General features: G+C 72.6%; 18 protein-coding genes. 11 read left to right on the top strand and 7 right to left on the bottom strand.

What is annotated here, in order from left to right; genetic code table 11:
• Nucleotides 1-11 precede the first annotated feature (11 nt).
• From ACZ6YG_RS04450 to ACZ6YG_RS04415, 8 genes are read left to right on the top strand one after another with little or no spacing between them, the layout of a single operon-like run.
• A complete protein-coding gene (locus tag ACZ6YG_RS04450; RefSeq protein ID WP_466017200.1) occupies nucleotides 12-1,046 on the top strand; it encodes an SIS domain-containing protein in 1,035 nt (344 codons plus the stop codon).
• Nucleotides 1,047-1,051: 5 nt separating this feature from the next.
• Nucleotides 1,052-1,882 carry a PfkB family carbohydrate kinase gene (locus ACZ6YG_RS04445; RefSeq protein WP_148032890.1) on the top strand — a complete coding sequence of 277 codons (831 nt, stop codon included), beginning with the start codon at nucleotides 1,052-1,054 and terminating at the stop codon, nucleotides 1,880-1,882.
• Nucleotides 1,879-2,658, top strand: coding sequence for an ATP-binding cassette domain-containing protein (locus tag ACZ6YG_RS04440; protein ID WP_148032891.1), 780 nt, complete (start codon nucleotides 1,879-1,881; stop codon nucleotides 2,656-2,658). The genes ACZ6YG_RS04445 and ACZ6YG_RS04440 overlap by 4 nt, the downstream gene beginning before the upstream one ends.
• Nucleotides 2,655-3,704 (top strand): ABC transporter permease, encoded by a 1,050-nt coding sequence (locus tag ACZ6YG_RS04435; RefSeq protein WP_466017199.1) that lies wholly within the window; start codon nucleotides 2,655-2,657, stop codon nucleotides 3,702-3,704. The genes ACZ6YG_RS04440 and ACZ6YG_RS04435 overlap by 4 nt, the downstream gene beginning before the upstream one ends.
• Before the next feature lie 57 nt (nucleotides 3,705-3,761).
• Nucleotides 3,762-4,766 carry a substrate-binding domain-containing protein gene (locus tag ACZ6YG_RS04430; protein ID WP_148032893.1) on the top strand — a complete coding sequence of 335 codons (1,005 nt, stop codon included), beginning with the start codon at nucleotides 3,762-3,764 and terminating at the stop codon, nucleotides 4,764-4,766.
• Nucleotides 4,767-4,769: 3 nt separating this feature from the next.
• On the top strand, nucleotides 4,770-6,821 hold the full coding sequence (locus tag ACZ6YG_RS04425) for a hydantoinase/oxoprolinase family protein (RefSeq protein WP_466017198.1): 2,052 nt from the start codon (nucleotides 4,770-4,772) through the stop codon (nucleotides 6,819-6,821).
• A complete protein-coding gene (locus tag ACZ6YG_RS04420) occupies nucleotides 6,818-8,509 on the top strand; it encodes a hydantoinase B/oxoprolinase family protein (RefSeq protein ID WP_364226842.1) in 1,692 nt (563 codons plus the stop codon). The genes ACZ6YG_RS04425 and ACZ6YG_RS04420 overlap by 4 nt, the downstream gene beginning before the upstream one ends.
• Nucleotide 8,510: 1 nt before the next feature.
• Nucleotides 8,511-8,981 (top strand): VOC family protein, encoded by a 471-nt coding sequence (locus ACZ6YG_RS04415; protein WP_271276341.1) that lies wholly within the window; start codon nucleotides 8,511-8,513, stop codon nucleotides 8,979-8,981.
• 47 nt (nucleotides 8,982-9,028) lie between these two features.
• On the opposite strand, the gene ACZ6YG_RS04410 is transcribed toward ACZ6YG_RS04415, so the two are convergent.
• Nucleotides 9,029-10,111, bottom strand: a complete 1,083-nt coding sequence (locus ACZ6YG_RS04410) for a LacI family DNA-binding transcriptional regulator (RefSeq protein ID WP_148032897.1) — start codon at nucleotides 10,109-10,111, stop codon at nucleotides 9,029-9,031.
• Nucleotides 10,112-10,172: 61 nt separating this feature from the next.
• Nucleotides 10,173-10,349 (bottom strand): hypothetical protein, encoded by a 177-nt coding sequence (locus ACZ6YG_RS04405; RefSeq protein ID WP_187281273.1) that lies wholly within the window; start codon nucleotides 10,347-10,349, stop codon nucleotides 10,173-10,175.
• 32 nt (nucleotides 10,350-10,381) lie between these two features.
• Here ACZ6YG_RS04405 and map point away from each other — a divergent pair, with 32 nt between their 5' ends.
• A complete protein-coding gene (map, locus tag ACZ6YG_RS04400; protein WP_148032898.1) occupies nucleotides 10,382-11,230 on the top strand; it encodes a type I methionyl aminopeptidase in 849 nt (282 codons plus the stop codon).
• Here map and ACZ6YG_RS04395 read toward each other — a convergent pair.
• The 4 genes from ACZ6YG_RS04395 to ACZ6YG_RS04380 all read right to left on the bottom strand — a co-directional run bounded on the left by ACZ6YG_RS04395 (nucleotide 11,217) and on the right by ACZ6YG_RS04380 (nucleotide 15,676).
• Nucleotides 11,217-11,621, bottom strand: coding sequence for a sensor histidine kinase (locus ACZ6YG_RS04395; RefSeq protein WP_148032899.1), 405 nt, complete (start codon nucleotides 11,619-11,621; stop codon nucleotides 11,217-11,219). The genes map and ACZ6YG_RS04395 overlap by 14 nt on opposite strands.
• Nucleotides 11,622-11,786: 165 nt before the next feature.
• Nucleotides 11,787-13,757, bottom strand: coding sequence for a bifunctional copper resistance protein CopD/cytochrome c oxidase assembly protein (locus ACZ6YG_RS04390; protein ID WP_148032900.1), 1,971 nt, complete (start codon nucleotides 13,755-13,757; stop codon nucleotides 11,787-11,789).
• On the bottom strand, nucleotides 13,754-14,347 hold the full coding sequence (locus ACZ6YG_RS04385; RefSeq protein WP_148032901.1) for a copper resistance CopC family protein: 594 nt from the start codon (nucleotides 14,345-14,347) through the stop codon (nucleotides 13,754-13,756). Before ACZ6YG_RS04385 ends, ACZ6YG_RS04390 begins: the two co-directional genes overlap by 4 nt.
• Nucleotides 14,348-14,392: 45 nt before the next feature.
• On the bottom strand, nucleotides 14,393-15,676 hold the full coding sequence (locus tag ACZ6YG_RS04380) for a helix-turn-helix domain-containing protein (RefSeq protein ID WP_261808698.1): 1,284 nt from the start codon (nucleotides 15,674-15,676) through the stop codon (nucleotides 14,393-14,395).
• A gap of 483 nt (nucleotides 15,677-16,159) precedes the next feature.
• Here ACZ6YG_RS04380 and ACZ6YG_RS04375 point away from each other — a divergent pair, with 483 nt between their 5' ends.
• A complete protein-coding gene (locus ACZ6YG_RS04375) occupies nucleotides 16,160-18,985 on the top strand; it encodes an AfsR/SARP family transcriptional regulator (RefSeq protein ID WP_148032903.1) in 2,826 nt (941 codons plus the stop codon).
• A gap of 7 nt (nucleotides 18,986-18,992) precedes the next feature.
• Here ACZ6YG_RS04375 and ACZ6YG_RS04370 read toward each other — a convergent pair whose 3' ends face one another.
• Nucleotides 18,993-20,561: a PucR family transcriptional regulator gene (locus ACZ6YG_RS04370; RefSeq protein WP_466017197.1), complete on the bottom strand. Its 1,569-nt coding sequence runs from the start codon at nucleotides 20,559-20,561 to the stop codon at nucleotides 18,993-18,995.
• Between the two features lie 94 nt (nucleotides 20,562-20,655).
• Between ACZ6YG_RS04370 and ACZ6YG_RS04365 the strand changes: the two genes are divergently transcribed.
• Nucleotides 20,656-22,824, top strand: a complete 2,169-nt coding sequence (locus ACZ6YG_RS04365; RefSeq protein WP_466017196.1) for a xanthine dehydrogenase family protein molybdopterin-binding subunit — start codon at nucleotides 20,656-20,658, stop codon at nucleotides 22,822-22,824.
• The last annotated feature ends 10 nt before the right edge of the window (nucleotides 22,825-22,834 follow it).

Here is a 22,834-nt window from a genome sequence, read left to right as displayed (position 1 = left end):
CAAGGATAGGTATGCCTTCCCCTGCCCTGCCCCTGCGCCCCATCGCGTCGGACATCGCGTCGACTCTGCGCACCACCGTGGGCCAGCGCGCGCTCACTCAGGAGATCGCCGCCGAGGCGGTGCGCCGTGACGTCGACACCGTGCTCTTCGCCGGAGTCGGCGGGTCATGGGCGTCGTCGGTCGCCGCCACCATGTCGCTCGGCGCCAAGGCCACCGGGTTCGGCGTGCAGAACGTCAACGCCGGCGAGTTCCCGCTCACCCACCTCGGCCGCACCGGGCGGCGCACGCTGGTGATCGCCTCCTCGCACTCGGGCGGCACGCCCGAGACCGTCGCCGCGGCCCAGGCCGCCGCCAAGGCCGGCGCGCTGGTCGTGAGCGTGGCCAGGGACGCCGACAACGAGCTGGCGCGGGCCGCCGAGTTCAGCCTCGTCTACGGCAGCGAGAGCACCGCCACCGGCGGCAAGTACGAGCTCCTGGAAGAGATGTCCTGCTCCCTGCTGGAGGCCCACGGCCTCAAGGACGGGGTGGACGAGGTGCGAACGGCCCTCGACCTCATCCCCGACGCCACCGCCGCTGCCGTGGACGAGACCGAGCGGGCCACCGCCGAAGCCGTGGCGCGGCTCTACGACGCCGACAACATCTTCGTGCTGGGCACCGGCCGGCTGCTGGGCCTGGCGTACATGCTGTCGGTCTGCTACCTGGTCGAGATGCAGCGGCAGAAGTCCACCCACCTCAACAGCGCCGACTTCTTCCACGGCCCGTTCGAGATCGTGGACCCGCGCAGCACGCGGGTCATCCACCTCATGAGCGAGGACGAGACGCGGCCGATCTCGGAGCGGGTCAACGCCTTCCTCTCCCGGTACGGCCGCGAGCACTACGTCGTGGACCCGGCGAAGCTGACCCTCCCCGGGATCGACCCGGCGGTCCGCGGCAAGGTGGCCCACATCGCCATGGCGTCGGTGGCCTCCCGCATCGCGTACCACTTCGAGCCGCTGACCGGTCACGATCTCGACATCCGCCGATACATGCACAAGGTCGAGTACTGAGCCCGATGACGACACGCATGTGCGGCGTGGGGGACAACGTCGTCGATCGTTATCTCCACGCCGGTCTGATGTATCCGGGAGGCAGCGCGGCCAACGTGGCGGTGCACTCCCGGCGCCTGGGCGCGACCGCCGGCTACCTCGGCGTCCTCGGTGACGACGAGGCGGCGGCGCACGTGCTCAAGGCGCTGCTGGCCGAGGACGTCGACGTCACGCGGGTGCGGCACCGGGCGGAGCCCAACTCCTTCGCCGACGTCACGCTCGACGACGAGGGCAACCGCTTCTTCGGAACGTTCCAACCGCCGGTGACCCGCATCGAGCTCGACGACCGGGATCTCGCCTACCTGTCCGGCTGCGACTGGGTCCACACCGGGCACAGCAGCTTCACGGTCTCCGAGGTGCCGAAGATGCACGCGGTCACCGCCGTCGCCTACGACTTCTCGTACCAGGGCCTCGACGTCGCGGCCCCGGTCCTGCCGTTCGTGACGGCTGCGATGTTCTCCCGGGCCGACGACACCGAAGCCGAGTGTCTCGGCCTCGTCGAGGAGGTCCGCGGCCTGGGGCCGGACACGGTCGTGGTGACCCGCGGCACCCGCGGGTCGATCGTCTGGCGGCGGGGCGAGCTGGTCGTCCAGCCCGCCGTGCCGGCCCGTGCGGTCGACACGCTGGGCGCGGGCGACGCCTACTTCGCCGCGCTCATGTGCGGCCTGTCCGACGGGCTCGCTCTGCCGGACGCGACCGCGCGGGCGGCCGCGTACGCCGCCGCGGTCTGCGAGCACTTCGGTGCTTTCGGCCATCCCACCGCCATCAGCGACTCCCGGAAGGAGGCGGCCAGATGACCGCACCCCCACCTGTCCTGGACGTGGCCGGCGTCACCAAGAGCTACGGCCACGTGCAGGCGCTGCGCGGCGTCGATCTCCAGGTTCGGCCCCGCGAGGTGCACGCCCTGGTGGGCGACAACGGCGCCGGCAAGTCCACCCTTATGAAGATCATCGCCGGCGCGGTGTCGCCCGACTCCGGCACCATCGCGGTCGACGGCCGCCCGGTGACCTTCGCCAGGCCCGCCGACGCGCAGGCGGCCGGGATCGAGACGGTCTACCAGGACCTGGCGCTCGCGCCGACCCTGACCGCCGGCGAGAACCTGTACCTGGGCCGCGAGGTGCTCAAGCCGGGGCTGCTGGGCCGGCTGGGCTTCGTCGACCGCGCCGCCATGAACCGGTCGGCCGAGCGGCAGCTGTCGACGCTGGGCGCCAAGCTGCAGTCGCTGGCCTCGGAGGTCGGCTCGCTGTCCGGCGGCCAGAAGCAGGCGGTCGCGGTGGCCCGCGCCTCGCTGTGGGGCAGCGCCCTCATCATGCTCGACGAGCCCACCGCGGCGCTCGGCGTCTCCCAGACCGAGTTCGTGCTCAAGCTCGTCGAGCAGCTGCGCGACGAGCGGGGCCTGTCGGTGCTGCTCATCTCGCACAGCATGCCGGACGTCTTCAGGGTCGCCGACCGGGTCACGGTGCTGCGCCTGGGCCAGACCGTGCTGACCGAGGAGATCTCGGCCCTGTCGACCAACGACCTCATCGCCGCCATGACCGGCGCGGGAATTCCAGCGGGTGGACCGACGACATGAGCACGATCACGCGCCCCGGCGTCGAAGCGGGGCCTTCGCTCACCGCGCGGCTGCTGGCCAGCCAGCGCTTCTCCAACCTGACGATCTTCGGACTGCTGGTCGCGATCATCGTGTTCTTCACGGTGGTCACCCCGTCCGGGACGTTCTTCTCGAACTACAACCTGACCAGCATCGCGCTGGCCGGGTCCCAGCTGCTGATCCTCTCGGCCGGCGTCACCTTCCTGCTCATCGCGGCCGGGCTCGACCTGTCGGTCGGCGCGGTGGTGGTCTTCTCCTCGGTCCTGGCCGCCAAGCTGATGCTGGGCCTGACCTCGGGCCTGGCCAGCACCGCCCAGGGCGGCGCGGAGCTGTGGCTGCCGATCCTGGCCGGCGTCGGGGCGGGGGTCGTCACCGGCGCGGCCTGGGGCCTGGTCAACGGCATGCTGGTGGTGAAGTCGAAGATCCCGTCCTTCATCGTGACGCTGGCGACCAGCACGATCATCCTCGGCCTGGCCCAGGTCTGGACCGGCGGCATGAACGTCAGCGGGGTGCCGCAGGCGCTCACCGACGCCTTCGGCATGGGCACCCTGCTCGGCGTCCCGTGGCCGGTCGTGACCGCCGCCGCGGTCACCGGCCTGCTGTGGGTCGTGCTCGCCCGTACCCGGTTCGGCCTGCGCACGTACGCGATCGGCGCCAACCCCGAGGCGGCCCGCAGGGCCGGCATCAACGTCGACCGGCACCTGCTGGCGATCTACTGCATGGTCGGCCTGCTGGCCGGGCTGGTCGGGATGATCGACATCTCGCGCTTCTCCACCGCGTCGGTCTCCGGGTACGCGAACATCGCGCTGCAGAGCATCACCGCGGTCATCATCGGCGGCACCTCGCTGTGGGGCGGCCGCGGCAAGATGTCCGGCACGGTCGTCGGCGCCTTCATCCCCGCGACCCTCACCAGCGGGTTCGTGATCATGAACCTGCAGCCGTTCTGGCAGAACGTCGCGGTCGGCTGCGTCCTCATCTTCGCCGTCTTCGTCGACCAGTACCGCAGACGGGCGATGAACGTCACCTGAACACCCGGCTCAACCCCCCTGCCTGGCCCAGAGCCGGCGAATGAGAGGAACTCCATCATGTTGCGGAATATCAAGAAGGTCGCCGTACTGGCACTGGCCGGGCTGACCCTGGCCGCGTGCGCCACCGAGGCGCCGGACACCGCCGCGAAGGCGGGCGGCACGGACGGCGCGGGCGCCAAGCCGCGGGTCGTCATGCTGCTCAACGACCAGTTCGACCCCTACTACCTGACGCTGGCCAAGGGCGCCGAGGAGAAGGCGGCGGAGCTCGGCGTCGAATTCTCCTGGCAGGCTCCGACCACGCTCGACGTGGCCGCCCAGACCCAGTTGCTGCAGTCGATCGCGGCCACCAAGCCGGACGGCATCATCATGTCGGCCCTCGACGCCAAGGCGATGTCGGCCCCGATGCGGCAGGTGAACGAGCAGGGCATCCCGATCGTCACCGTCGACGCCGACGTGGAGGACCAGGACGCCCGGCTGGCGACCTTCAAGTCCGACGGCGTCGTCAGCGGCGAGATGGCCGCCGACACCGTGAACGAGCTGCTCGCGGGCACCGGGAAGGTGGGCTACGTCGGCTACATCCCGGGCATCCAGAGCGTGGACATCCGGCTCAAGGGCTGGCAGGAGCAGCTGAAGAAGCACGCCGGCCTGGAGAACAGCGGCGAGGAGTACGCCGGCGCCGACATCTCCGAGAACGTCGCCAAGACCTCGGCCCTGATCTCCAGGGTGCCCGACCTGAAGGCCGTCTTCGCCTCCTGGACCAACGCCGCCATCGGCGCGGCCAAGGCGGTGCAGCAGGCCGGCAAGACCGGCGACATCAAGGTCGTCGGCGTGGACGCCTCCCCCGACCAGGTCGACCTGCTGCGCCAAGGCCTGGTCGACGCGCTGGTCGTGCAGAAGCCGTACGACATGGGCAAGGACGCGGTCGAGGCGCTGACCGCGTACACCAAGGACGGCACCCGCCCGCAGGGCGAGAAGCTCTACGACTTCGTCGTGGCGACGAAGGACAACCTCGACACCCCCGAGATCAGCCAGTACCTGTACGTCAAGCCGGAAGGGAAGTGAGCGATGGCCAGGCTGGGAATCGACGTCGGCGGCACCTTCACCGACGTCGTCGTCCTGCACGAGGACGGCCGCCGGGTCGTCGAGAAGGTGCCGAGCACGCCGCATGACGCCTCGATCGGCATCCTCGACGGCATCGCCCAGATCCGGCGCACCCGCGGCGTGGACGTCGCGGCGCTGGACACCTTCAGCCACGGCTCCACGGTGGCGACCAACGCCCTGCTGGAGTCCAAGCTGCCCCGCACCGCGCTGGTGGTCACCCGCGGCTTCCGCGACGTGCTGGAGATCGGCACCCAGCTCCGCGGCGACCTGTTCGACCTGCGGGTCGCCAAGCCCCGCCCGTACGTGCCCCGGTCCCTCGTCTTCGAGGCCACCGAGCGCGTGGACCGGCTGGGCGAGGTGGTGACCCCGCTGACCGACGCCGAGATCGCGCGCCTGGTCGAGGAGGTACGGGCCGCGGACGTCGAGGCGTGCGCCATCACCTTCCTGTTCGGGTTCCGCAACGAGGAGCACGAGCGGCGGCTCGCCGCGGCGCTCAGGGAGGCGATGCCGGAGCTCTCCGTGGCGGTCGGCTGCGAGGTCGCGCCGGAGATCAAGGAGTATCCGCGCGCCTGCACGACCGTGGTGAGCGCCGCGCTGCGGCCCCTGGTCGCCCGCTACATGTCCGGCATCCTGAGCGGTCTGGAGCCGGCCGGGGTCACCTGTCCCACTTTCATCATGCAGTCCAACGGCGGCGTGATGAAGGCGGAGGAGGCCGCCGCGAACGCGCACCGCATGGTGCTCTCCGGGCCCGCCGCCGGGGTCCTGGCCGCCACCCAGGTGGCCAGGCAGTCGGCGTACCCGAACCAGATCACGTTCGACATGGGCGGCACCTCCACCGACATCTGCCTGATCCACGAGGGCCGGGCCAGGGTCGAGCGGGAGAGCGTGTTCGAGGGGCGGCCCATGCTGGTGCCCCAGTTCGACATCCACACCATCGGCTCGGGCGGCGGCTCCCTGGCGAGCGTCGACGAGGCCGGCGGGCTGCGTGTCGGGCCCGAGAGCGCCGGCGCGATGCCCGGCCCCGCCTGCTACGGCCGGGGCGGGACGCGTCCCACCACCACGGACGCGCACCTGGTGCTGGGCCGGATCGACCCGGCGGCGTTCCTCGGCGGCGAGATGCCCCTGGACGTGGAGGCGGCCAGGCGGGCGGTGAAGACGCACGTGGCCGACCCGCTCGGCGTCGACGTCGACACCGCGGCCATCGGCATCCTCGACGTGGCCGACGCGATCATGGCCCGCGGCGTCCGCGTGGTCAGCGTCAACCGCGGCCACGACCCGCGCGACTTCTACCTGCTGCCGTTCGGCGGCGCCGGGCCGATGCACGCGCTCAGCGTCGGCGCCCTGGTGGACGTCGGCGGCGTGCTGATCCCGCCGAGCCCCGGCACGTTCTCGGCGGTCGGGCTGGCCGGCTCCGACATCAAGTACACCTTCGCCCGCGTGGTCGACGCCGGCGTCGGCGACGTGCCGGCGGAGGACGTCGAGGCCCTGTACCAGGGCATGGTCGAGACGGCCGCCGAGCGGTTCGCCGGCACCGGCGTCAAGCGCGTGGACCACGTGCGGCTGGCCCGGTTCCGCTACGCCTGGCAGGACAACGACGTCGAGGTGCTCATCGACGCCCCGGAACTCGACGCCGGCGCGCTGGCGGACGCGGTCAACCGCTTCCACGAGCAGCACCGGTTCGAGTTCGGTCACAGCAACCCCGAGGAGCGGGTGGAGCTGGTGGCCGTCGGCCTGGAGGCGTACGGGATCCTGGACCACGGCCCCGGCGTCCCGGCCCGTACGGACGAGGCGGGCGGCGAGCCCGCCCGCCACCGCGAGGTCTACTTCAAGGGCCCCGGCCGGGTGCGGACCCCGGTGTACGAGCGCGGCGCGCTGGCGCCGGGCACCGTGCTGCGCGGCCCGGCGATCGTCGAGGAGCGGGAGGCCACCACGGTGGTCGTTCCCGGCACCACGCTCCGGGTCGACGACGACCTCAACCTGGTCATCACCTACGACAAGCCCGGCGAGGAGGCATGATGACGCCGCGCGAGAACGGCGCCGACCCGATCACCACCGAGGTCGTCCGGCATGCGCTGGAGACCATCGCCGAGGAGATGGGCACCGCGCTGCGCCGCACCGCGCTCAGCGTGGTGGTCAAGGACATGCGCGACTACTCCTGCGCGCTGTTCGACGCCCGGGGGCGGATGCTCGCCGCCGCGCTCGACATCCCGAGCCTGCTCGCGTCCATGGCACCGGCGCTGCGCGCCTGCCTGGACAAGTGGGGTGAGGACATCCATCCCGGGGACGTCTTCATCAACAACCATCCCTACCTGGGCGCCTGCCAGACCAACGACATCAACATCTTCGTCCCGGTCTTCGACGCCGCCGCGACGCTCGTCGGGTTCACCGGCGTCATCGCCCACCACGCCGACTGGGGCGGGCGCACCCCCGGCACGGCCGCGGCCCGGTCGGAGTCGGCGTACGAGGAGGGCGTGCTCCTCCCGGCGCTGAAGGTGGAGGTCAAGGGGGTTCCCGAGCGGGGCCTGCTGGACATCATCACCGCCAACACCCGTCACCCGGCCCAGAACCACGGCGACCTGCGGGCGCAGATCGCGGCGGCCCGCTCCGGCGCCGGCCGGTTCGCGGGCCTGGCCGGGAAGTTCGGCACCGGCCTGCTGCTCGACACGTTCGAGGAGCTGTTCGCCTACACCGTGCGGCGGACCCGCGCGGAGATCGCCAAGCTTCCGGACGGCGACTACACGGCGGAGGGCTGCCTGGACAACGACGGGCTCGACCTCGACGCCCCGGTGAGGATGGTGGTCAAGGCGGTGATCTCGGGCGAGGAGATCCACTTCGACTTCACCGGCTCCGACCCGCAGATGCGCGGCGGGATGAACATCCCCGACTCGACCCTGCGCTCCGTGGTGCACTATGCGGTGAAGTGCCTGATGCCCTCCGACGTGCCGTTCAACGAGGGCTCGCTGGATCCGGTCTCCTTCCACGCGCCCCGCGGCACGGCGGTCAACCCCGAGTTCCCCGCCGCGGTCGGGGACCGGCACCTGGCCTCGCAGCGCCTGGCGTCCATCGTCACCCGGGCGCTGGCCGCGGCGGCGCCGCACCGCGCGTCCGCGGAGTGGTTCGTGGGCTGGCCGGTGCTCATCTGCGAGTCCCGCTCCCCCAAGTCGGGAGACGGCGTGGTCCTGCTGGCCAACGTCGCCGGCGGCGCGGGCGCCTGCGTGGACCACGACGGCGCCGACGCCCTCGACGTGCACATGGCCAACTGCCAGCTGATCCCGGCCGAGGTGATCGAGTCCTCCTACGAGCTGCGGGTGGAGCGGTACGCGCTCATCCCCGACTCGGGGGGCGCCGGCCGTCACCGGGGCGGGCTCGGCATCCGGGCCGACTACCGCAACATCTCCAGCAAGCCGCTGGGCTTCCTGTCGGAGGCCGAGCAGACCCGGCCGGAGTTCGCGCCGCAAGGGCTGACCGGCGGCCGGCCGGGGATGCCCGCGTCGCTGGCGCTGATCCACGAGGACGGCACCGAGACCGCGCTCCCCTCCAAGGGCCAGGGCTCGGCCCTGCCGGGTGAGATCGTCAGCCTGCGCGCGGGCGGCGGCGGCGGTTACGGCGACCCGGCCGAGCGCCCGGCCGAGCTGGTCGAGGCCGACCTCAGGGACGGCCGGATCACCGCGGCGGGCGCGGCCGCCTACGAGAGGACGCGCTGACATGGCCGCCGGGTTCCTGGGCGTGGCGCACGTCGGGATCGTGGTCGACGACCTGGAGGAGGCCGTCGCGGCCACCACGCCCGTGGCCGGCGGGTGGAGCGACATCCTGGAGTGGGACACCGTGGTCCGCTTCCCCGACGGCTCGCGCGAGGAGCGTCCGGTACGGTTCGTCACCGCCGCGAGCGGGCCCGCCCACGTCAAGATGATCGAGTCGGCCGAGGGCAGCGTCTGGGCCCCCACCGGCGGGGTGCAGCAGCTGCACCACCTCACCTACTGGGTGGCGGACATCGAGGAGGCCACGGCCGGGCTCCTGGCGACCGGCAGGTACCGCGTCGAGGCCGACGGGCTGGAGCCCGACGACAGCGTCCGGTTCCGCTACCTGCTCAACGACCTCGGCCTGCGGATCGAGCTCGGACTGCTGGCCAACAAGCCCGGCTTCGACAGCTGGGCGGCGGGCGGCGAGCACGCCTGACCGCGCACGGGGCCCGGCGGAGATGTCCGCCGGGCCCCCGCACGTTCTCAGACGGCCGCCACCGACTCGCGGACCAGGAACGACGTGGGCAGCTCGATGAGCTCGGGCGGGCCCTCGTCGCCGTTGAGCCGGTCGATGAGCTTGCGGGCCGCCCTGGCCCCGATCTCGTGCACCGGCTGCTCGATGACGGTGAGGGCGGGCCGGACCAGCGTGGTCCAGTCGAGGTTGTCGAAGCCCACGAACGACAGGTCACGCGGCATCTCGATGTCGAGCTCGCGCACGGCCTGGTAGGCGCCGAGCGTCATCATGTTGTCGGTGGTGACCAGGGCCGTCGGCCGGGCCGGCGAGGCCAGCAGGCGCCGGGTGGCCTCGGCCGCGCCTTCGACGTCGTAGCCGCCCGTCCGGCCGACCAGCGACGGGTCCACCTCCACCCCGGCGTCGCGGTGGGCGCGCAGGTAGCCGAGCAGCCGGGCGGCGCTGGCGTTGATCTCCCCGCGCAGGCGGTCGAGCCCTGGACGGAGCAGCGTGGCCCAGTCGGCCTCGCGCTCGATGCGCAGCTCCGTCAGGATGCCGATGCGGCGGTGGCCGTGGCTCAGGAGGTAGGTCACGGCCTCCCGCATGGCCGCGACGTCGTCGACGGTGACCGCGTCGGCCCCGACGGCGCTGCTCGGCCGGTCGAAGAGCACCACGTGCTTGCCGTGCGACCGGACCGCCCGCAGGTGCTCGACGTCGCCGACGTCGGCGGTGGCGACGATCAGGCCGTCGACCTGCTTGTCGATCAGCAGGTTGACGGCCTCCCGCTCGCTGCGGACGTCCTCGTCGGTGTTGGTCAGCAGGATGCTGTAGCCCGACTTCCTGGCCTCGTCGGTGATGCCGCGCACCACGCCGGAGAAGAACGGGCTGCTGATGTCGGCGCACACCACGCCCAGGGTGTCGGTGCGCCGGGTCACCATGCTCCTGGCCACGCTGTTGGGCCGGTAGCCCAGGGTCTCTATCGCGTCGAGGACGCGCTTCCGCGTCGCCTCGCTGAACCGGCCGTAGTTGCCCAGCACGCGGCTCGCGGTGGAGGTGGACACCTTGGCCAGCCTTGCCACGTCGTGGATCGTCGGAGGCTGAGCGGATGAGGCCATGAGGGAACGTTATCGCAGCTTGAGAGCCGGAGGCCACGGGCCGGAACCCGTGGCACTCCCGTCAGTCGTCGTCCTGGTCGGCCTCGTCCCACGCCTTGTTGCGCTCGGCCGCGCGCTGCAGCGCCCCGGCAGCCTCCTGCTCGGTCGCGTACGGGCCCATCCGGTCCTTGTTGGGGCAGCCCACGTCGGGCTCGACCCGCATGTGCTTGAGGCAGAACCACCACTGGCCATCGGTCATGAGGTCGATTCTGCCCCGTAGACTCAGGTTTCATGACGACACTGCTCCAGCCCGGCCGAATTTCGCCCATGCGAAAGGTTCCCGCCCACATCGAGCGGCCGGAGTACGTCGGCAAGAAGCGCCCCAAGACCGGCGAGTCCGACGTGAAGACCCCCGAGATCATCGAGCGCATGCGGGTCGCGGGCCGCATCGCCGCCCAGGCGCTCGAAGAGGTCGGCCGGAACGTGCGGCCGGGCGTCACCACCGACGAGCTCGACCGCATCGGCCACGAGTTCCTCGTCGACCACGGCGCCTACCCGAGCACGCTCGGCTACAAGGGCTACCCCAAGTCGCTGTGCACCTCGATCAACGAGGTGATCTGCCACGGCATCCCCGACGACACCGTGCTGCGCGACGGCGACATCGTCAACGTCGACATCACCGCCTACATCGGCGGCGTCCACGGCGACACCGACGCCACCTTCCTGGTCGGCGAGGTCGACGAGGAGTCGCGGCTGCTGGTCGAGCGCACCCGCGAGGCGATGATGCGCGCCATCAAGGCCGTCGCGCCGGGCCGCCAGCTCAACGTGGTCGGCCGGGTGATCGAGGCGTACGCCAAGCGGTTCGGCTACGGCGTGGTGCGTGACTTCACCGGCCACGGCATCGGCACCAGCTTCCACTCCGGCCTGATGGTGCCCCACTACGACGACCCGTCGCTCCGGGTGGAGCTGGTGCAGGGCATGACGTTCACCATCGAGCCGATGCTGACGCTGGGCACGATCGACTACGACATCTGGCCCGACAAGTGGACCGCGGTGACCAAGGACCGCAAGCGCACGGCACAGTTCGAGCACACGATCGTGGTCACCGCCACCGGCAGCGAGATCCTCACCGCGCCTTAGGCACGACCCCCGTCACGGTGGTGCCCTCGCCGGGCACGCTGTTGACCGACAGCGACCCGCCGGCCTCGCCCAGCGCCGCCCGCATGCGGGCGATCCCGCGGCCCGCCCGCGAGAGATCGAAGCCCCTGCCGTGGTCGCTGACCGTCATCCGCAGACCGCCGCGGCCCACCGTGACGGCGATCGACACCGTCGTGGCCTCGCTGTGCTTGTGCACGTTGTCGAGCGCCTCGGCCAGCGCCTCCAGAACCCCCTTGGCGACCCGCGGCCGCACGTCGGCCGCGGGCAGCGCCCACACCTCCACCGCGATCCCCGTCCGCCGCGACCATTCGGCCAGGTTGCCCTCAAGGGCTTCGGCCAGGCTTTCACCCCCGCGCATGCGCGTCACTTCCATCACCGCTCCACGCCTTCCTGAGGCCCGAGCGCGCCGGCTCCACCGCCGGCGCCGAAAGCGCGGAGCGCCACCCCCCACGGCAGGCTCGCGCCACCCCCTATCGGGAAAGGCTACCCGCCGTGCCGCCGTCACACCGGGTGAAGATAGCAGGCCCTGCCTGAACGGCTACTCGCGTTTGTCGAGCTCGTTGAGCCTGGCCAGATAGTCGTTGTACGAGGTGAGCTCCGGATCGCCGGAACGCGCCGCGGACCGGTCGTCGCGCCGGGCCTTGCGGTCCTCGCTGCGGTACCACTGCACCGCGATGGCCAGGAGCACCATGAGGGTCGGGATCTCCCCGAACCCCCACGCGATCGCGCCGCCGTTCTGCTGCTCCTGCAGCAGCGGCCCGCCCCAGGACCGGTCGAGCTGCTCGTACCAGCCGGGCGCGATGAGCGTGCCGGTCATCATCAGCGCGATGCCGAAGAACGCGTGGAACGGCATGGTGACGAACAGCAGCAGCAGCCTGCCCACGTACGGGAGCTGGTGAGGGCCGGGGTCGACCCCGATGACCACCCAGAAGAACAGGCACCCGCTGACCAGGAAGTGGAGGATCATGAGGATGTGGCCGAGGTGCTCCTCCATGGCGGCCTCGAACAGCGGCGTGAAGTAGAGCGCGTAGGTGGACGCGATGAAGATCGCGGTGGCGATGCCCGGATGGGTGACGACGCGCGCGTAACCACTGTGCAGGATCGCCATCAGCCACTCGCGCGGCCCCCGGTCGCCGCGCCGGGCGGCGGGCTTGAGCGCGCGCAGCGCGAGCGTGACGGGGGCGCCGAGCACCAGGAAGATCGGGACGATCATGGCCAGCGTCATGTGCTCGATCATGTGCACGTCGAACATGACCTTGGCGTACCGCGCCACGCCGCTCTGGGTGGTGAAGACCAGGATGGCCACGCCGGCGAACCACGACGCGGTGCGGCCCCACGGCCAGGCGTCGCCGCGCCGCCGCATCCGTACGACGCCCGCGCCGTACAGCCCGGCCAGGATCGCGGCGAGCAGCGCGAAGAACAGGTCGAACCACCACAGCGAGAGGATGTTCGCGGCCGAGATCGGCGGCGGGACCGGGTGGCCGAGGAGGTCGAAGGCGCGGTCGGCGGGCAGGCTGACCGGCGGGGGCGGGGTGCGCGACAGCGCCACCGCCAGCCCGATCGTCGCCAGCATGAGCATGAGCTCGCCGGCCGCGAGCCGGGCGAACGCGCGCGGGCGGCCCGCGCCGAGGTCGGCGAGCGTGCGCTGGCGGTGCCACCAGCCGACGTAGCCGAGCAGCACGAACGCCACGGTCTTGGCCACGATGAGCACGCCGTAGCTGGACGTCCACAGGTCGGACAGCGACGTGAGCCGCGCGAGCGTGCTGAACACGCCCGACATCCCCACGCCGATGTAGACCCACAGCGCCATCCGCGAGAAGCGGGAGGCCGCCACGTCGAGCTGCGGCCGCTTCAGCGCGGCGTGCAGGGCCAGCACGGCCAGCCCGCCCACCCACAGAGCCAGCGTCAGCAGGTGGAGGGTGACCGAGGTGATGGCCAGGCCGTGGTTGGGCGAGGAGGCGGAGTGGCCGGTGAGCGCCGGCGGCATCAGCGTGACCAGCGCGAGCACCAGCAGCCCGGCCGCCGCCCCGGCGGTGATGACGCCGCGGGAGAACAGCGCGATCGACAGCCCGAACAGCACCACGAGGGTGAGCGCGATGCCGGGGCTCTCCTGGGTGGCGAAGCCGACCAGGAAGTTGCGGTTGAGGATCTCGGGGACCGAGCGCGCCCACACGTCGGAGACGCTGAAGACCATGGTGAGGAAGGCCGCGCCCGCCCAGGCGAGCCCCGTCCAGGAGGCGGCCCGCAGGTAGCCCTGCGCGGTCTTGCCGAGCACGCCCTTGTCGTTGGGCAGCAGCAGGGCGGCGGCCAGCAGCAGGCCGACCGTGGCGACGCCCGCGACGTCCATGGCCAGCTTGGAGACCGGCAGCCCCCAGCGCGTCACGACGCCTGACGAGGGCACGCCGAGGATGATCCTGGGGAACGCCGCGCCTCCGGCGATCATGGCGATCACGAGGGCGGCGATCGCCGCCCCGGCCGCCGCCAGCGCGAGACGCGCGGCTCTGGTCACGGCTGCTTCTTCTTCCTGGCGCTCATGAGAAACCCGATGCCGATGCCGACGAGCGCGCCGACCACGATGAGGAGCCAGACCGGGAAGGTGGCGGCGTCGCTCTCGGCGGACACCTCCTCGGCGGGCTGGGCCTCGGCCGGCTCGGTGGCGGTGGGGGCCGGCTCGGCGGTGGTCGCCTCGGCCGTCGGCGCCGTGCTCCCCTCAGGAGTCTCCGCCGGGGACGGGCTCGCGCCCTTGACGGTGAACGGGATCTCGCCCTCGATCGGGTGGCCGTCGGACGAGACGACCCGGTAGGCGATGGTGTAGTCGCCGTCGGGCAGCTCGCCCTTCAGCGCCTGCTTCACCTTCACCCCGTCGAGCTCCGGGTCGCCGGCCTGGTGCTGGGTGTCACCCGGCCCGCGGACGCTCACGAAGGGCATGCGGATCTTGCCGGTGAACTCCAGCGTGATCTCGTCCACGGACTCGACCGTGGCGTCCTTGGCGGGGTCGCTGCTCTTGAGCGCGTCGTGAGCCAGAGCCGGCCCGGCGGTGACGAGGACGAGCAGCGTGGCGAGGATCGCGGTGAGGGCCGCGAGCGGGGAACTCTTCATGGCGCCTTCAAGGCTACCGAGCACCCCGCCCGGTTCGTACCCCGATCAGAGACCCGCGCAGGCGAGCGCCCGCTGGTAGGCCTCGACGCTGGCCTCGGCGTCGCCGATCTCGTAGAGCGTCTCCGCCGTGGCATACCACGCGCCGGCCGAGAGGAAGGACGGCGGGACCGAGTCGAGGGCGTCGCGGATCGTCCGCAGGTGCCGGTCGGCCTCGGCGGCCTCGCCGCGCACGCTGTGCGCCCGCCCCAGCAGCAGGTGCGTCTGCGGCACCTGGGCGACGGCGGCGCCGGACAGCAGGCCGCCGGCGGTGTGGGCGTGCTCCAGGGCCCGGTCGAGGTCGCCGGTCATGAACTCGACGTGGGCCAGCTCGGTCAGCGCCCGCGCCCGGTCGGTCACGCTGGTGGAGCTCTGCTCCTGGTCCCTGATGGCGCGGTTGACGTGCTCCAGGAGCGAGGCCGCCTCCTCGGGCTGCACGCGGCGCCGCAGCTGGACGTACGCGACCCGCATCATGGCGAGCAGGCGCGGGTGACCGGACTCGGCCACCAGCGCCAGGGCCCGCTCGGCGAAGACGAGCGCCTCCTCCCGGTGGCCGGTGTAGTCGGCCGCGAAGGCGGCGTTCCAGTTGGCCGCGGCCATGGCGCGCGGGGAGCCGAGCGCGTCGGCGGCGTTGAGCAGCTCGGCGGCGAACTGCCGGGCGCGCAGGTGGTCGCCGCGCACGAAGTAGGCCGCCAGCAGGGTGGCGCCCAGCTCCACCAGCAGGTCGGACCACGCGGGCCGGTTGGCGCCGCCCAGGATGCGCTCGCCGATCTCGACGGCCTCCACGAGCCGGTTGCTCTGCCGGTAGACGCGGCACAGGGCGATGGCGATCTCGATCCGGCGCTCGGCGGGGACGTCCTCGCCCTGCAGCCGCTGCAGGATGGCGATCGCCTCGTCGCTGTCGCCGCACGCCTCCGTGGCGAGGGCCAGCCCGAATTCGGTGTCTTGACGAAGCTCGGTCAGACCTGTCAGGTTGTTGTCCGCGAGCAGCTCGGTGAAGCGGTTGCGGGCCTCGGCGACCTCGCCGTTTTCCAGCGCGATCCGGGCATAGCCGAGCGAGAGTTCGATGTCCTCCATCTGCTCGGCCGTCACACCGTTGATCAGATAGGAGAGCGAGCAGTCCAGTTTCTGGGCCAGCAGCTCCAGGACCGCCGGCGTGGGAGTACGCTTGCCACTCTCGATCAAGGAGACGTAACTGTCAGACAACTCGGGGTGCGCGAGCTGTGCCTGCGAGAGGCCGCGCTGCCGCCGCACCGTCTTGATACGGAGTCCGACTAGGTCAGATGTGGTCACGGTCGTCGCTCCCTGAAATGATAAGTTCCAAGCAAGTCCCGTAGATCCGCGAGGGAGATCCTCATGCGCACGCGCCTCACGATGTCCGCACTTGTTGCCTTGCTCGGGGCCGTGGTGGCCGTTGCAGGCAATAGTACGGTCGCGAATGCGGAAACGTCTGCCCCCGCAGCAGTCTCCGCCGTCTCTCTCGCCGTCCTCGGCGACGCCTATTGTTGCTGAGCACGCGGGTGAGACCGGCGGCGGGGCCGCCATGTCAGGTGAGAGCCATCTCCTGCGTGTCACACCCCCGTCGCCGCTGCCCTCGTTCTCTCCGCTTCTCCGCGCATCACCCGTAGAAGTCTCCGCGCATTCCCCGTAGGCGAGCAGCCTAGGCGGGGCATCTACATTTCCTCTAGACGTCGCCACGTCGGCCCGATCGGCCCTGCTCCCTCACCGTGATCCGGTCTACGCCGCCGTGGTCAGCTCCACGGGTGGGAGAGTCCGTTGGCCGAGGGCGTCATCGTCCGGCTCCTGGGGCCGGTCACCGCCGCGCGCGACGGCAAGGAGATCGATCTCGGTCCACCCCGCCGGCAGGCGCTGACGGCGATCCTCGCCGCGTGGCCGGGGCGCGTGGTGCCGATTCCGCGCATCATCGACGGCATCTGGGGCGACGACCCGCCCAAGACGGCCGAGCAGAGCGTCTACACCTACGTGGCCGGGCTCAGGAACGCGCTGGAGCCGTCCCGGGGGCGGCGCGAGCCCTCGAAGCTGGTCGTCGGCGCCGCCGGGGGCTACCGGCTCCGCCTCGACGGCTCCCGGGTGGACGCCATCGCCTTCACCGAGCGGCTCGACCACGCGCGCCGCGCCGTCCTGCGCGGCGACCATGCGGGCGCCCTGCCCGACCTCGAAGAGGCCCTCGCCCTGTGGCACGGCGAAGCGCTGCCCGGGGTTCCCGGGCCCTTCGCCGAGAGCGAGCGCGCCCGGCTGACCGAGGCGCGGCTCGCCGCGCAGGAATACCGCGCCGAGGCGTTGCTCGGGCTCGACAGGCCGCAGGACGCGCTGGCCCCGCTGCGGGCCATGACCTACCGCCATCCCCTCCGCGAACGGCCGCGCGAGCTGCTGATGCTCGCCCTGGTGCGGTGCGGCAGGCGCGCCGAGGCCCTGGTGGTCTACGAGGAGAGCCGGCGGCTGCTCCGCGAGGAGCTGGGCGTGGACCCGGGAGAGGCGCTGCGCCGTTCCCACCGGCTGGCGCTGGCGGCCGGGCCCCGCGAGCGGCCCGGTGACGGGCCGCCCCCGCTGCCCCGCCAGTTGCCCCGCGACCTGGCCGGGTTCGTGGGCAGGACCCAGGAGGTCATCCGGCTCAAAGGGCTGCTGGCGCCGTGGGACGACACCGAGCCGAACCCTCTCGTGGTCATCTCCGGGCCGCCGGGCGTGGGCAAGTCGGCGCTGGCGGTGCGGATCGGCAACCTCGTCAAGGACCGCTACCCCGACGGCCAGCTCTACGTGAACCTGCGCGGGGCCACGGTCGGGCTGCCGGGCCTCGACCCGCTGGACGTGCTGGGCCGGTTCCTGCGCGCGTTCGGCATCGACGGCGACGCCATCCCCGGCGACGTGGACGAGGCCGCGGCGCTGTGGCGCAGCACGCTGTCCGGCAGGCGGACGCTGATCCTGCTGGACGACGCCGCCGGGCTCGGGCAGATCCTGCCGCTGTTACCGGCTCCGCGCGGCACCGCCATCGTGGTGACCAGCCGCGAGACGCTCGCCGCCGGCGACGACTGCGTCCAGCTCCACCTGCCTCGCCTGTCGCTCCCGGAGTCCGTGACGGTGCTGGCCAAGCTGGCCGGGGCCGAGCGGATGGCGGCTGACCCCGAGGAGACGGCCGGTCTGGTGCGGCTCTGCGACGGCCTGCCGCTCGCGCTGCGCATCGCGGGCGCGCGCCTGGCCGACCGCCCGGCCTGGAGCGTGTCGGCGCTGACCGGCCGGCTGCGCGACGAGCGCCGCAGGCTGCACGAGCTGGAGGCGGGCGAGCTGGCGGTACGGGCGAGCCTGGCGTCGAGCTGGAGCGCCCTGGCCGGCAGCGCCAGGCCGATCGACCGGGTCGCCGCCCGCGCTCTGGGCCTGCTCGGCCTGCTGCACCTGCACGACGTGACGGCGGAGGTGGCGGCGGCGCTGCTCGGCACCGGCGCCGACGAGGCCGAGCGGGCGCTCGAACGGCTGGTGGACGCCCACCTGCTGGAACACCTCGCGGGCCCGGGCCGCTACCAGCTCCACGACCTGGTCCGGCTGTTCGCGGCCGAGATGGCGCCGGGCGACGCCGCCGGGCCGCTCGCCCGGGCGCTGAGCTTCTACATCGCCTCCGCGCGGCTGGCCGTCACCACCATGGACCCGCACCGGGTGCAGGCCGAGGGTCCCGAGGTCGACGCCGTGCCGCACGCCGTCGGCGGACCGGACGAGGCGATCGCCTGGCTGGCCGGCGAGGAGACCAACCTGGTGGCCGCGGCCGGGCAGGCCATGGCCGGCCCTGACTCCGGGCTGGCCGCGCTGGGGGTGGCGCTGTGCTTCTCGCTGTTCTGGTATCAGCAGTACGCGCACGAGCCCGCGCCTCTGATCGCGCTGAACCGGCGGGCGCTGGACGTCTGCGAGCGGCTGGGCGACCGGCTCGGCGCCTATCACGCGCACGGGCACGTCGCCTGCGGCCTGGCCCTGCAGGGCAAGGCGGAGGCCATGGGCCATCTGGAGGCGCAGCTCATCCTGGCCAGGGAGCTGGGCGACCGGTTCAGCGAGCAGCGCACGCTGGGCAACCTGGCCAACCTGTCGGTCGAGCGGGGGCTGCACGAGCAGGCGCTCGGCTACGCCGGCCGGCAGCTCGCGCTGGCGCGGCGGATCGGCGCGGACGTGGGGGTGCGTTACGCGCTGATGATGAGAGGGCTGGCCTGCCAGAAGCTCGGCCGCCCGGCGGAGGCGCGCGGGCCTCTGGAAGAGGCGCTCGCCGCCGCCGAGAGCATCGGCGACACCGGTCACGAGATGAACATGCGCCGGATACTCGGTGAGCTCTGCCTCGACGAGGGCAAGCCGGGCGAGGCCGCGGACCACCTGGAGCGGGCGCTGGCGGCGAGCCGGGCCCATCGCAACCGGCTCGGCGAGCTGGAGTGCCTCGTCCTGCTGTCCCGGGCGCGCCGGGAGCTGGGCGACGCACACGCGGCCCTGCCGCACATCGCCGAGGCGATGCCGCTGGCGGCGGAGCTGGAGAACGCCAAGTGGCGGATCGAGACGGAGAACGAGCAGCGGATCGTGCACGAGCTGGTCGGCGTCCCCACCGTGCGCGTGTGACGGCCGGTCATCTCGCCCTGAGCGCGAGGAAGAGGTCGACCCGGTCGGCCATCGTCGACAGGTCCCTGCCGGTCAGCTCCTCCACCCGCTTGATCCGGTAGCGCACGGTGTTGACGTGCACGTGCATCCGCTCGGCGCACGCGTTCCAGGACCCGGCGCAGTCGAGGAAGGTGGCGAGCGTGCGCACCAGCTCCGACTGGTGGCCGGCGTCGTAGTCGAGCAGCGGGGCGAGCAGCCGCCCGGCGAACGACCTGCGCACGTCGCCGGGGACGGTGGCCAGCAACAGCGCGTGCGTGTAGATCTCGTCGGACGTCACCACCCCGCCGTCGCGGGCCTCGGCCAGCCGTCTGGCGTGACCGGCCTCCTCGACGCCGCCTCGGAGTGCGGCCGCGCCGGTGAGTGCGCCGCTCAGGCCCAGACAGACGCGGGCGTCCGGCAGCGCCGACAGGATCGCGGCCCCGGCGCGCAGGCGGGCGGCCAGATCGGCGACGTCCCCGCCGCGCAGCGGCACCACCGCCACCGCCCCGTCGGCGCCCGGCGGTGCGACGATCTCCCGGCCCAGCAACTCCTCCAGCACCTGCCCCCCGAGCACCCCCGGGCCGTGCTCGCGGGGCGCACCGTGCCCAGCGGAGCGGGCGACCCCGACCAAGCCGGGCTCGCCGGGACCGGACACCGCGTCCGGCCGGGCGAAGCCGGGCGCAGGGCCGGGGTGGGTGATGGCGGCGTTGACGACCGCGTACGGTTCGGCGGTGTCCAGGCCGGAGGTGCGGAAGCGGGCGTTCAGCTCCGCGGCGTCGGCGCCGGCGAGGGCGGCGGCCAGGAGCTCGCCGGCGAGCCGCCGTTCCACCCGCCGCCCCTCCTCCATGCGGCTGCGTTCCAGCGCCACGCAGGCCGCCAGCTCGTAGCCCAGGTCGGCCCGGTCGAGCAGGTCGCCGTCGCAGGCGAGCATCCACCCGCCCGCCCGGTGGCCGCGCCCGACGCCGAACAGCGTGTGGCCGCCGGCCAGGCACGGCAGCCGGGTCGCGGTCAGGTAGGCGCGCGCCAGGCCGGCGGGGTCGTCCGGCGCGCCGACGATGACCTCGCCCGCGGCGGACACGACCGCCCCGGTGACGCCCAGCTCGGCGGCGGTCAGCGCGAACAGCTCGGGCAGGTCGGCGCCCTCGGCCACGGCGGCGACAAGCCTGCGGTGACGGCCGAGCGCCTCGCGCGCGTCGCCCGTCAGACGGTGCCCGGCCTGCTCGGCCAGGGTGCGGAAGGACACCTCGGTCGGCACCTCCAGCAGCGGCAGCCCTGCCCGCTCGCACGCCGTCACGAGGTCGGCGGGGATGTGGCCGAGCCACGCCTGCCCCGCGCCGAGCCCGGCCACCCCCGCCTCGACCAGCGCGGCCACGAACCGGGCCGAGTCCTCCGGCCCCTGGCGCCACATCAGGCCGGTCAGCACGAGCTCGCCGCCCGACAGGTAGCGCCCCGGCTCCGGCAGGTCGGTGATGTGGACCGAGGTGAACGCGCGGTCCGGGTCGCCGGTGAGCAGCCGGAGACGCGGCTCGCCGACGGCCAGCAGGTCACGTATCCGCATTTGGAGGAATATACAAGCCCGCCGGTGGCGGCGCTTACCCCGATTTCACCTGGCGCGCATACCGCCCGCACCGGGCCGGTGCTCTACTCGAAGGATGACGGAGACGGCGAGTTCGCTGCGGCTGGGCGTCGGCGAGAGCGCGCGGCGGCCGGACGCGGTGCTCAAGGTGACGGGCGAGTTCGCCTACGCCTCTGACCTGTGGCTCGAAGGCATGGTGTGGGGGGCGACGCTGCGCAGCCCGCACCCGTCGGCGTGGATCAGGTCCATCGACGTGGGTCCGGCGCTGGCCGTCCCTGGCGTGCGCGCGGTCATGACGCACGAGGACGTGCCGGGCGAGAAGTTCTACGGGCTGGAGCGCAAGGACCAGCCGGTGCTCGCCGTCGACCAGGTCCGCTACCAGGGCGAGCCGGTGGCGCTGGTGGCCGCCGACCATCCGGAGACCGCGCGGCGGGCGGCGGACGCGATCGTGGTGGACTACGAGGTGCGCGAGGCCGTGACGGACCCGCGCCTGGCGACGGAGCTGGTGCGCCACCAGCCGGTGCGCACGGGCGAGGTGTTCGAGGCACAGGTCGTGGTCAGCGGCGAGTACGAGGTCGGCATGCAGGACCAGGCGTTCCTCGGCCCGGAGTCGGGGCTGGCGGTGCCTGCCGAGGACGGGGGCGTCGACCTCTACATCGCCACCCAGTGGCTGCACGTGGACCGCGACCAGCTCGCCCCCTGCCTGGGGCTGCCGCCGGAGAAGGTGCGGCTGACGCTGGCCGGGGTCGGGGGCGCGTTCGGCGCCCGCGAGGACCTGTCGATGCAGGTGCACGCGTGCATGCTGGCGCTCCGGCTGAACCGTCCCGTCAAGATCGTGTACGGGCGCGAGGAGTCGTTCTTCGGCCACGTGCACCGCCATCCTGCGCGGATGCGGTACGAGCACGGCGCCACCCGCGACGGCCGGCTCGTCTACGTCAAGGCCGCCATCCTGCTGGACGGCGGCGCCTACTGCTCCTCCTCCCCCGCCGTGGTGGGCAACGCCGCCTCGCTCGGCGTGGGCCCGTACGAGGTGCCGAACGTGCTGGTGGAGGCCACCGGCGTCTACACCAACAACCCGCCGTGCGGCGCGATGCGCGGGTTCGGCGCGGTGCAGGCGTGTTACGCGTACGAGTCGCAGATGGACCGCCTGGCCGAGGCGTGCGGGCTGTCGCCGGTGGAGATCCGGCGGCGCAACGCGGTGTCGCAGGGCTCGGCACTGATCACCGGGCAGGTGATCGACTCGCCGGCGCCGCTCGCCGACATGCTGCGCGAGCTGGAGTCGTTCCCGCTGCCGCCGCCCGCCGGTGACGACCTGCGCGGGCTGCCGGGCGGCGTGTCGCAGACCACGCACGGCGAGTCGGTGCGGCGCGGCGTCGGGTACGGGGTCGGGATCAAGAACATCTGCTTCTCGGAGGGGTTCGACGACTACTCCACGGCCCGGGTGCGGGCCGAGCTGGTCAACGGCGAGCCGCACGTCACCGTGCACACCGCGGCGGCCGAGGTGGGCCAGGGGCTGGTGACGATCCAGGCCCAGATCGCCCGCACCGAGCTGGGCGTGGAGCACGTGACGGTGGCGACCGCCGACACCTCGGTCGGGTCGGCCGGCTCGTCGTCGGCCTCGCGCCAGTCGTACGTGACGGGCGGCGCGGTGAAGGCGGCCTGCGAGGCGGTGCGCGAGCGGTTCGGCGGGCTGCCCGTGCGGGAGGCGCTGGAGAAGTTCGGTCCCGTCGAGGAGACGCGGGAGTTCCGGCACCGGCCGACGTTCCCGCTGGACCCGCTCACCGGGCAGGGCGACTCGCACACCCAGCTCGCGCTCTGCGTGCACCGGGCGGTGGTGGACGTGGACGTGGAGCTGGGCCTGGTCAAGGTGGTCGAGCTGGCGGCCGTGCAGGACGTCGGCCGGATCCTGAACCCGCAGGCGCTGGAGGGCCAGATCCACGGCGGGTCGGCGCAGGGCCTCGGGCTGGCCCTGATGGAGGAGATCCAGGTCAGGGACGGCAGGGTGCTGAACCCGTCCTTCACCGACTACCTGATCCCCACCATTCTCGACATGCCGCCCATGACGATGAAAATCCTGGAAAATCCAGACCCGGCTGCCCCGTACGGATTGCGTGGCGCCGGTGAGCCCCCGACACTCTCCTCCACCCCCGCGATCGCGGCCGCGGTGCGCGCGGCGACCGGCCTGCGGTTGACGCGCGTTCCGATAAGACCCGAAGATATCGCCTTGGCCCACATCGGGGGCTGAACGACCACGG

Source organism: Nonomuraea sp. NPDC054003 (genome assembly GCF_055585125.1).
This window is presented reverse-complemented; position numbering and strand designations above follow the sequence as displayed.

Excerpts from the sequence above, each read along its gene's own strand:
- ACZ6YG_RS04450 (WP_466017200.1), top strand. The coding sequence starts at position 12 with ATGCCTTCCCCTGCCCTGCCCCTGCGCCCCATCGCGTCGGACATCGCG.
- ACZ6YG_RS04415 (WP_271276341.1), top strand. The coding sequence starts at position 8,511 with ATGGCCGCCGGGTTCCTGGGCGTGGCGCACGTCGGGATCGTGGTCGAC.
- ACZ6YG_RS04425 (WP_466017198.1), top strand. The coding sequence starts at position 4,770 with ATGGCCAGGCTGGGAATCGACGTCGGCGGCACCTTCACCGACGTCGTC.
- ACZ6YG_RS04420 (WP_364226842.1), top strand. The coding sequence starts at position 6,818 with ATGATGACGCCGCGCGAGAACGGCGCCGACCCGATCACCACCGAGGTC.
- ACZ6YG_RS04435 (WP_466017199.1), top strand. The coding sequence starts at position 2,655 with ATGAGCACGATCACGCGCCCCGGCGTCGAAGCGGGGCCTTCGCTCACC.
- ACZ6YG_RS04445 (WP_148032890.1), top strand. The coding sequence starts at position 1,052 with ATGACGACACGCATGTGCGGCGTGGGGGACAACGTCGTCGATCGTTAT.
- map (WP_148032898.1), top strand. The coding sequence starts at position 10,382 with ATGACGACACTGCTCCAGCCCGGCCGAATTTCGCCCATGCGAAAGGTT.
- ACZ6YG_RS04410 (WP_148032897.1), bottom strand. The coding sequence starts at position 10,111 with ATGGCCTCATCCGCTCAGCCTCCGACGATCCACGACGTGGCAAGGCTG.
- ACZ6YG_RS04365 (WP_466017196.1), top strand. The coding sequence starts at position 20,656 with ATGACGGAGACGGCGAGTTCGCTGCGGCTGGGCGTCGGCGAGAGCGCG.
- ACZ6YG_RS04440 (WP_148032891.1), top strand. The coding sequence starts at position 1,879 with ATGACCGCACCCCCACCTGTCCTGGACGTGGCCGGCGTCACCAAGAGC.
- ACZ6YG_RS04370 (WP_466017197.1), bottom strand. The coding sequence starts at position 20,561 with ATGCGGATACGTGACCTGCTGGCCGTCGGCGAGCCGCGTCTCCGGCTG.
- ACZ6YG_RS04385 (WP_148032901.1), bottom strand. The coding sequence starts at position 14,347 with ATGAAGAGTTCCCCGCTCGCGGCCCTCACCGCGATCCTCGCCACGCTG.
- ACZ6YG_RS04395 (WP_148032899.1), bottom strand. The coding sequence starts at position 11,621 with ATGGAAGTGACGCGCATGCGCGGGGGTGAAAGCCTGGCCGAAGCCCTT.
- ACZ6YG_RS04405 (WP_187281273.1), bottom strand. The coding sequence starts at position 10,349 with ATGACCGATGGCCAGTGGTGGTTCTGCCTCAAGCACATGCGGGTCGAG.
- ACZ6YG_RS04430 (WP_148032893.1), top strand. The coding sequence starts at position 3,762 with ATGTTGCGGAATATCAAGAAGGTCGCCGTACTGGCACTGGCCGGGCTG.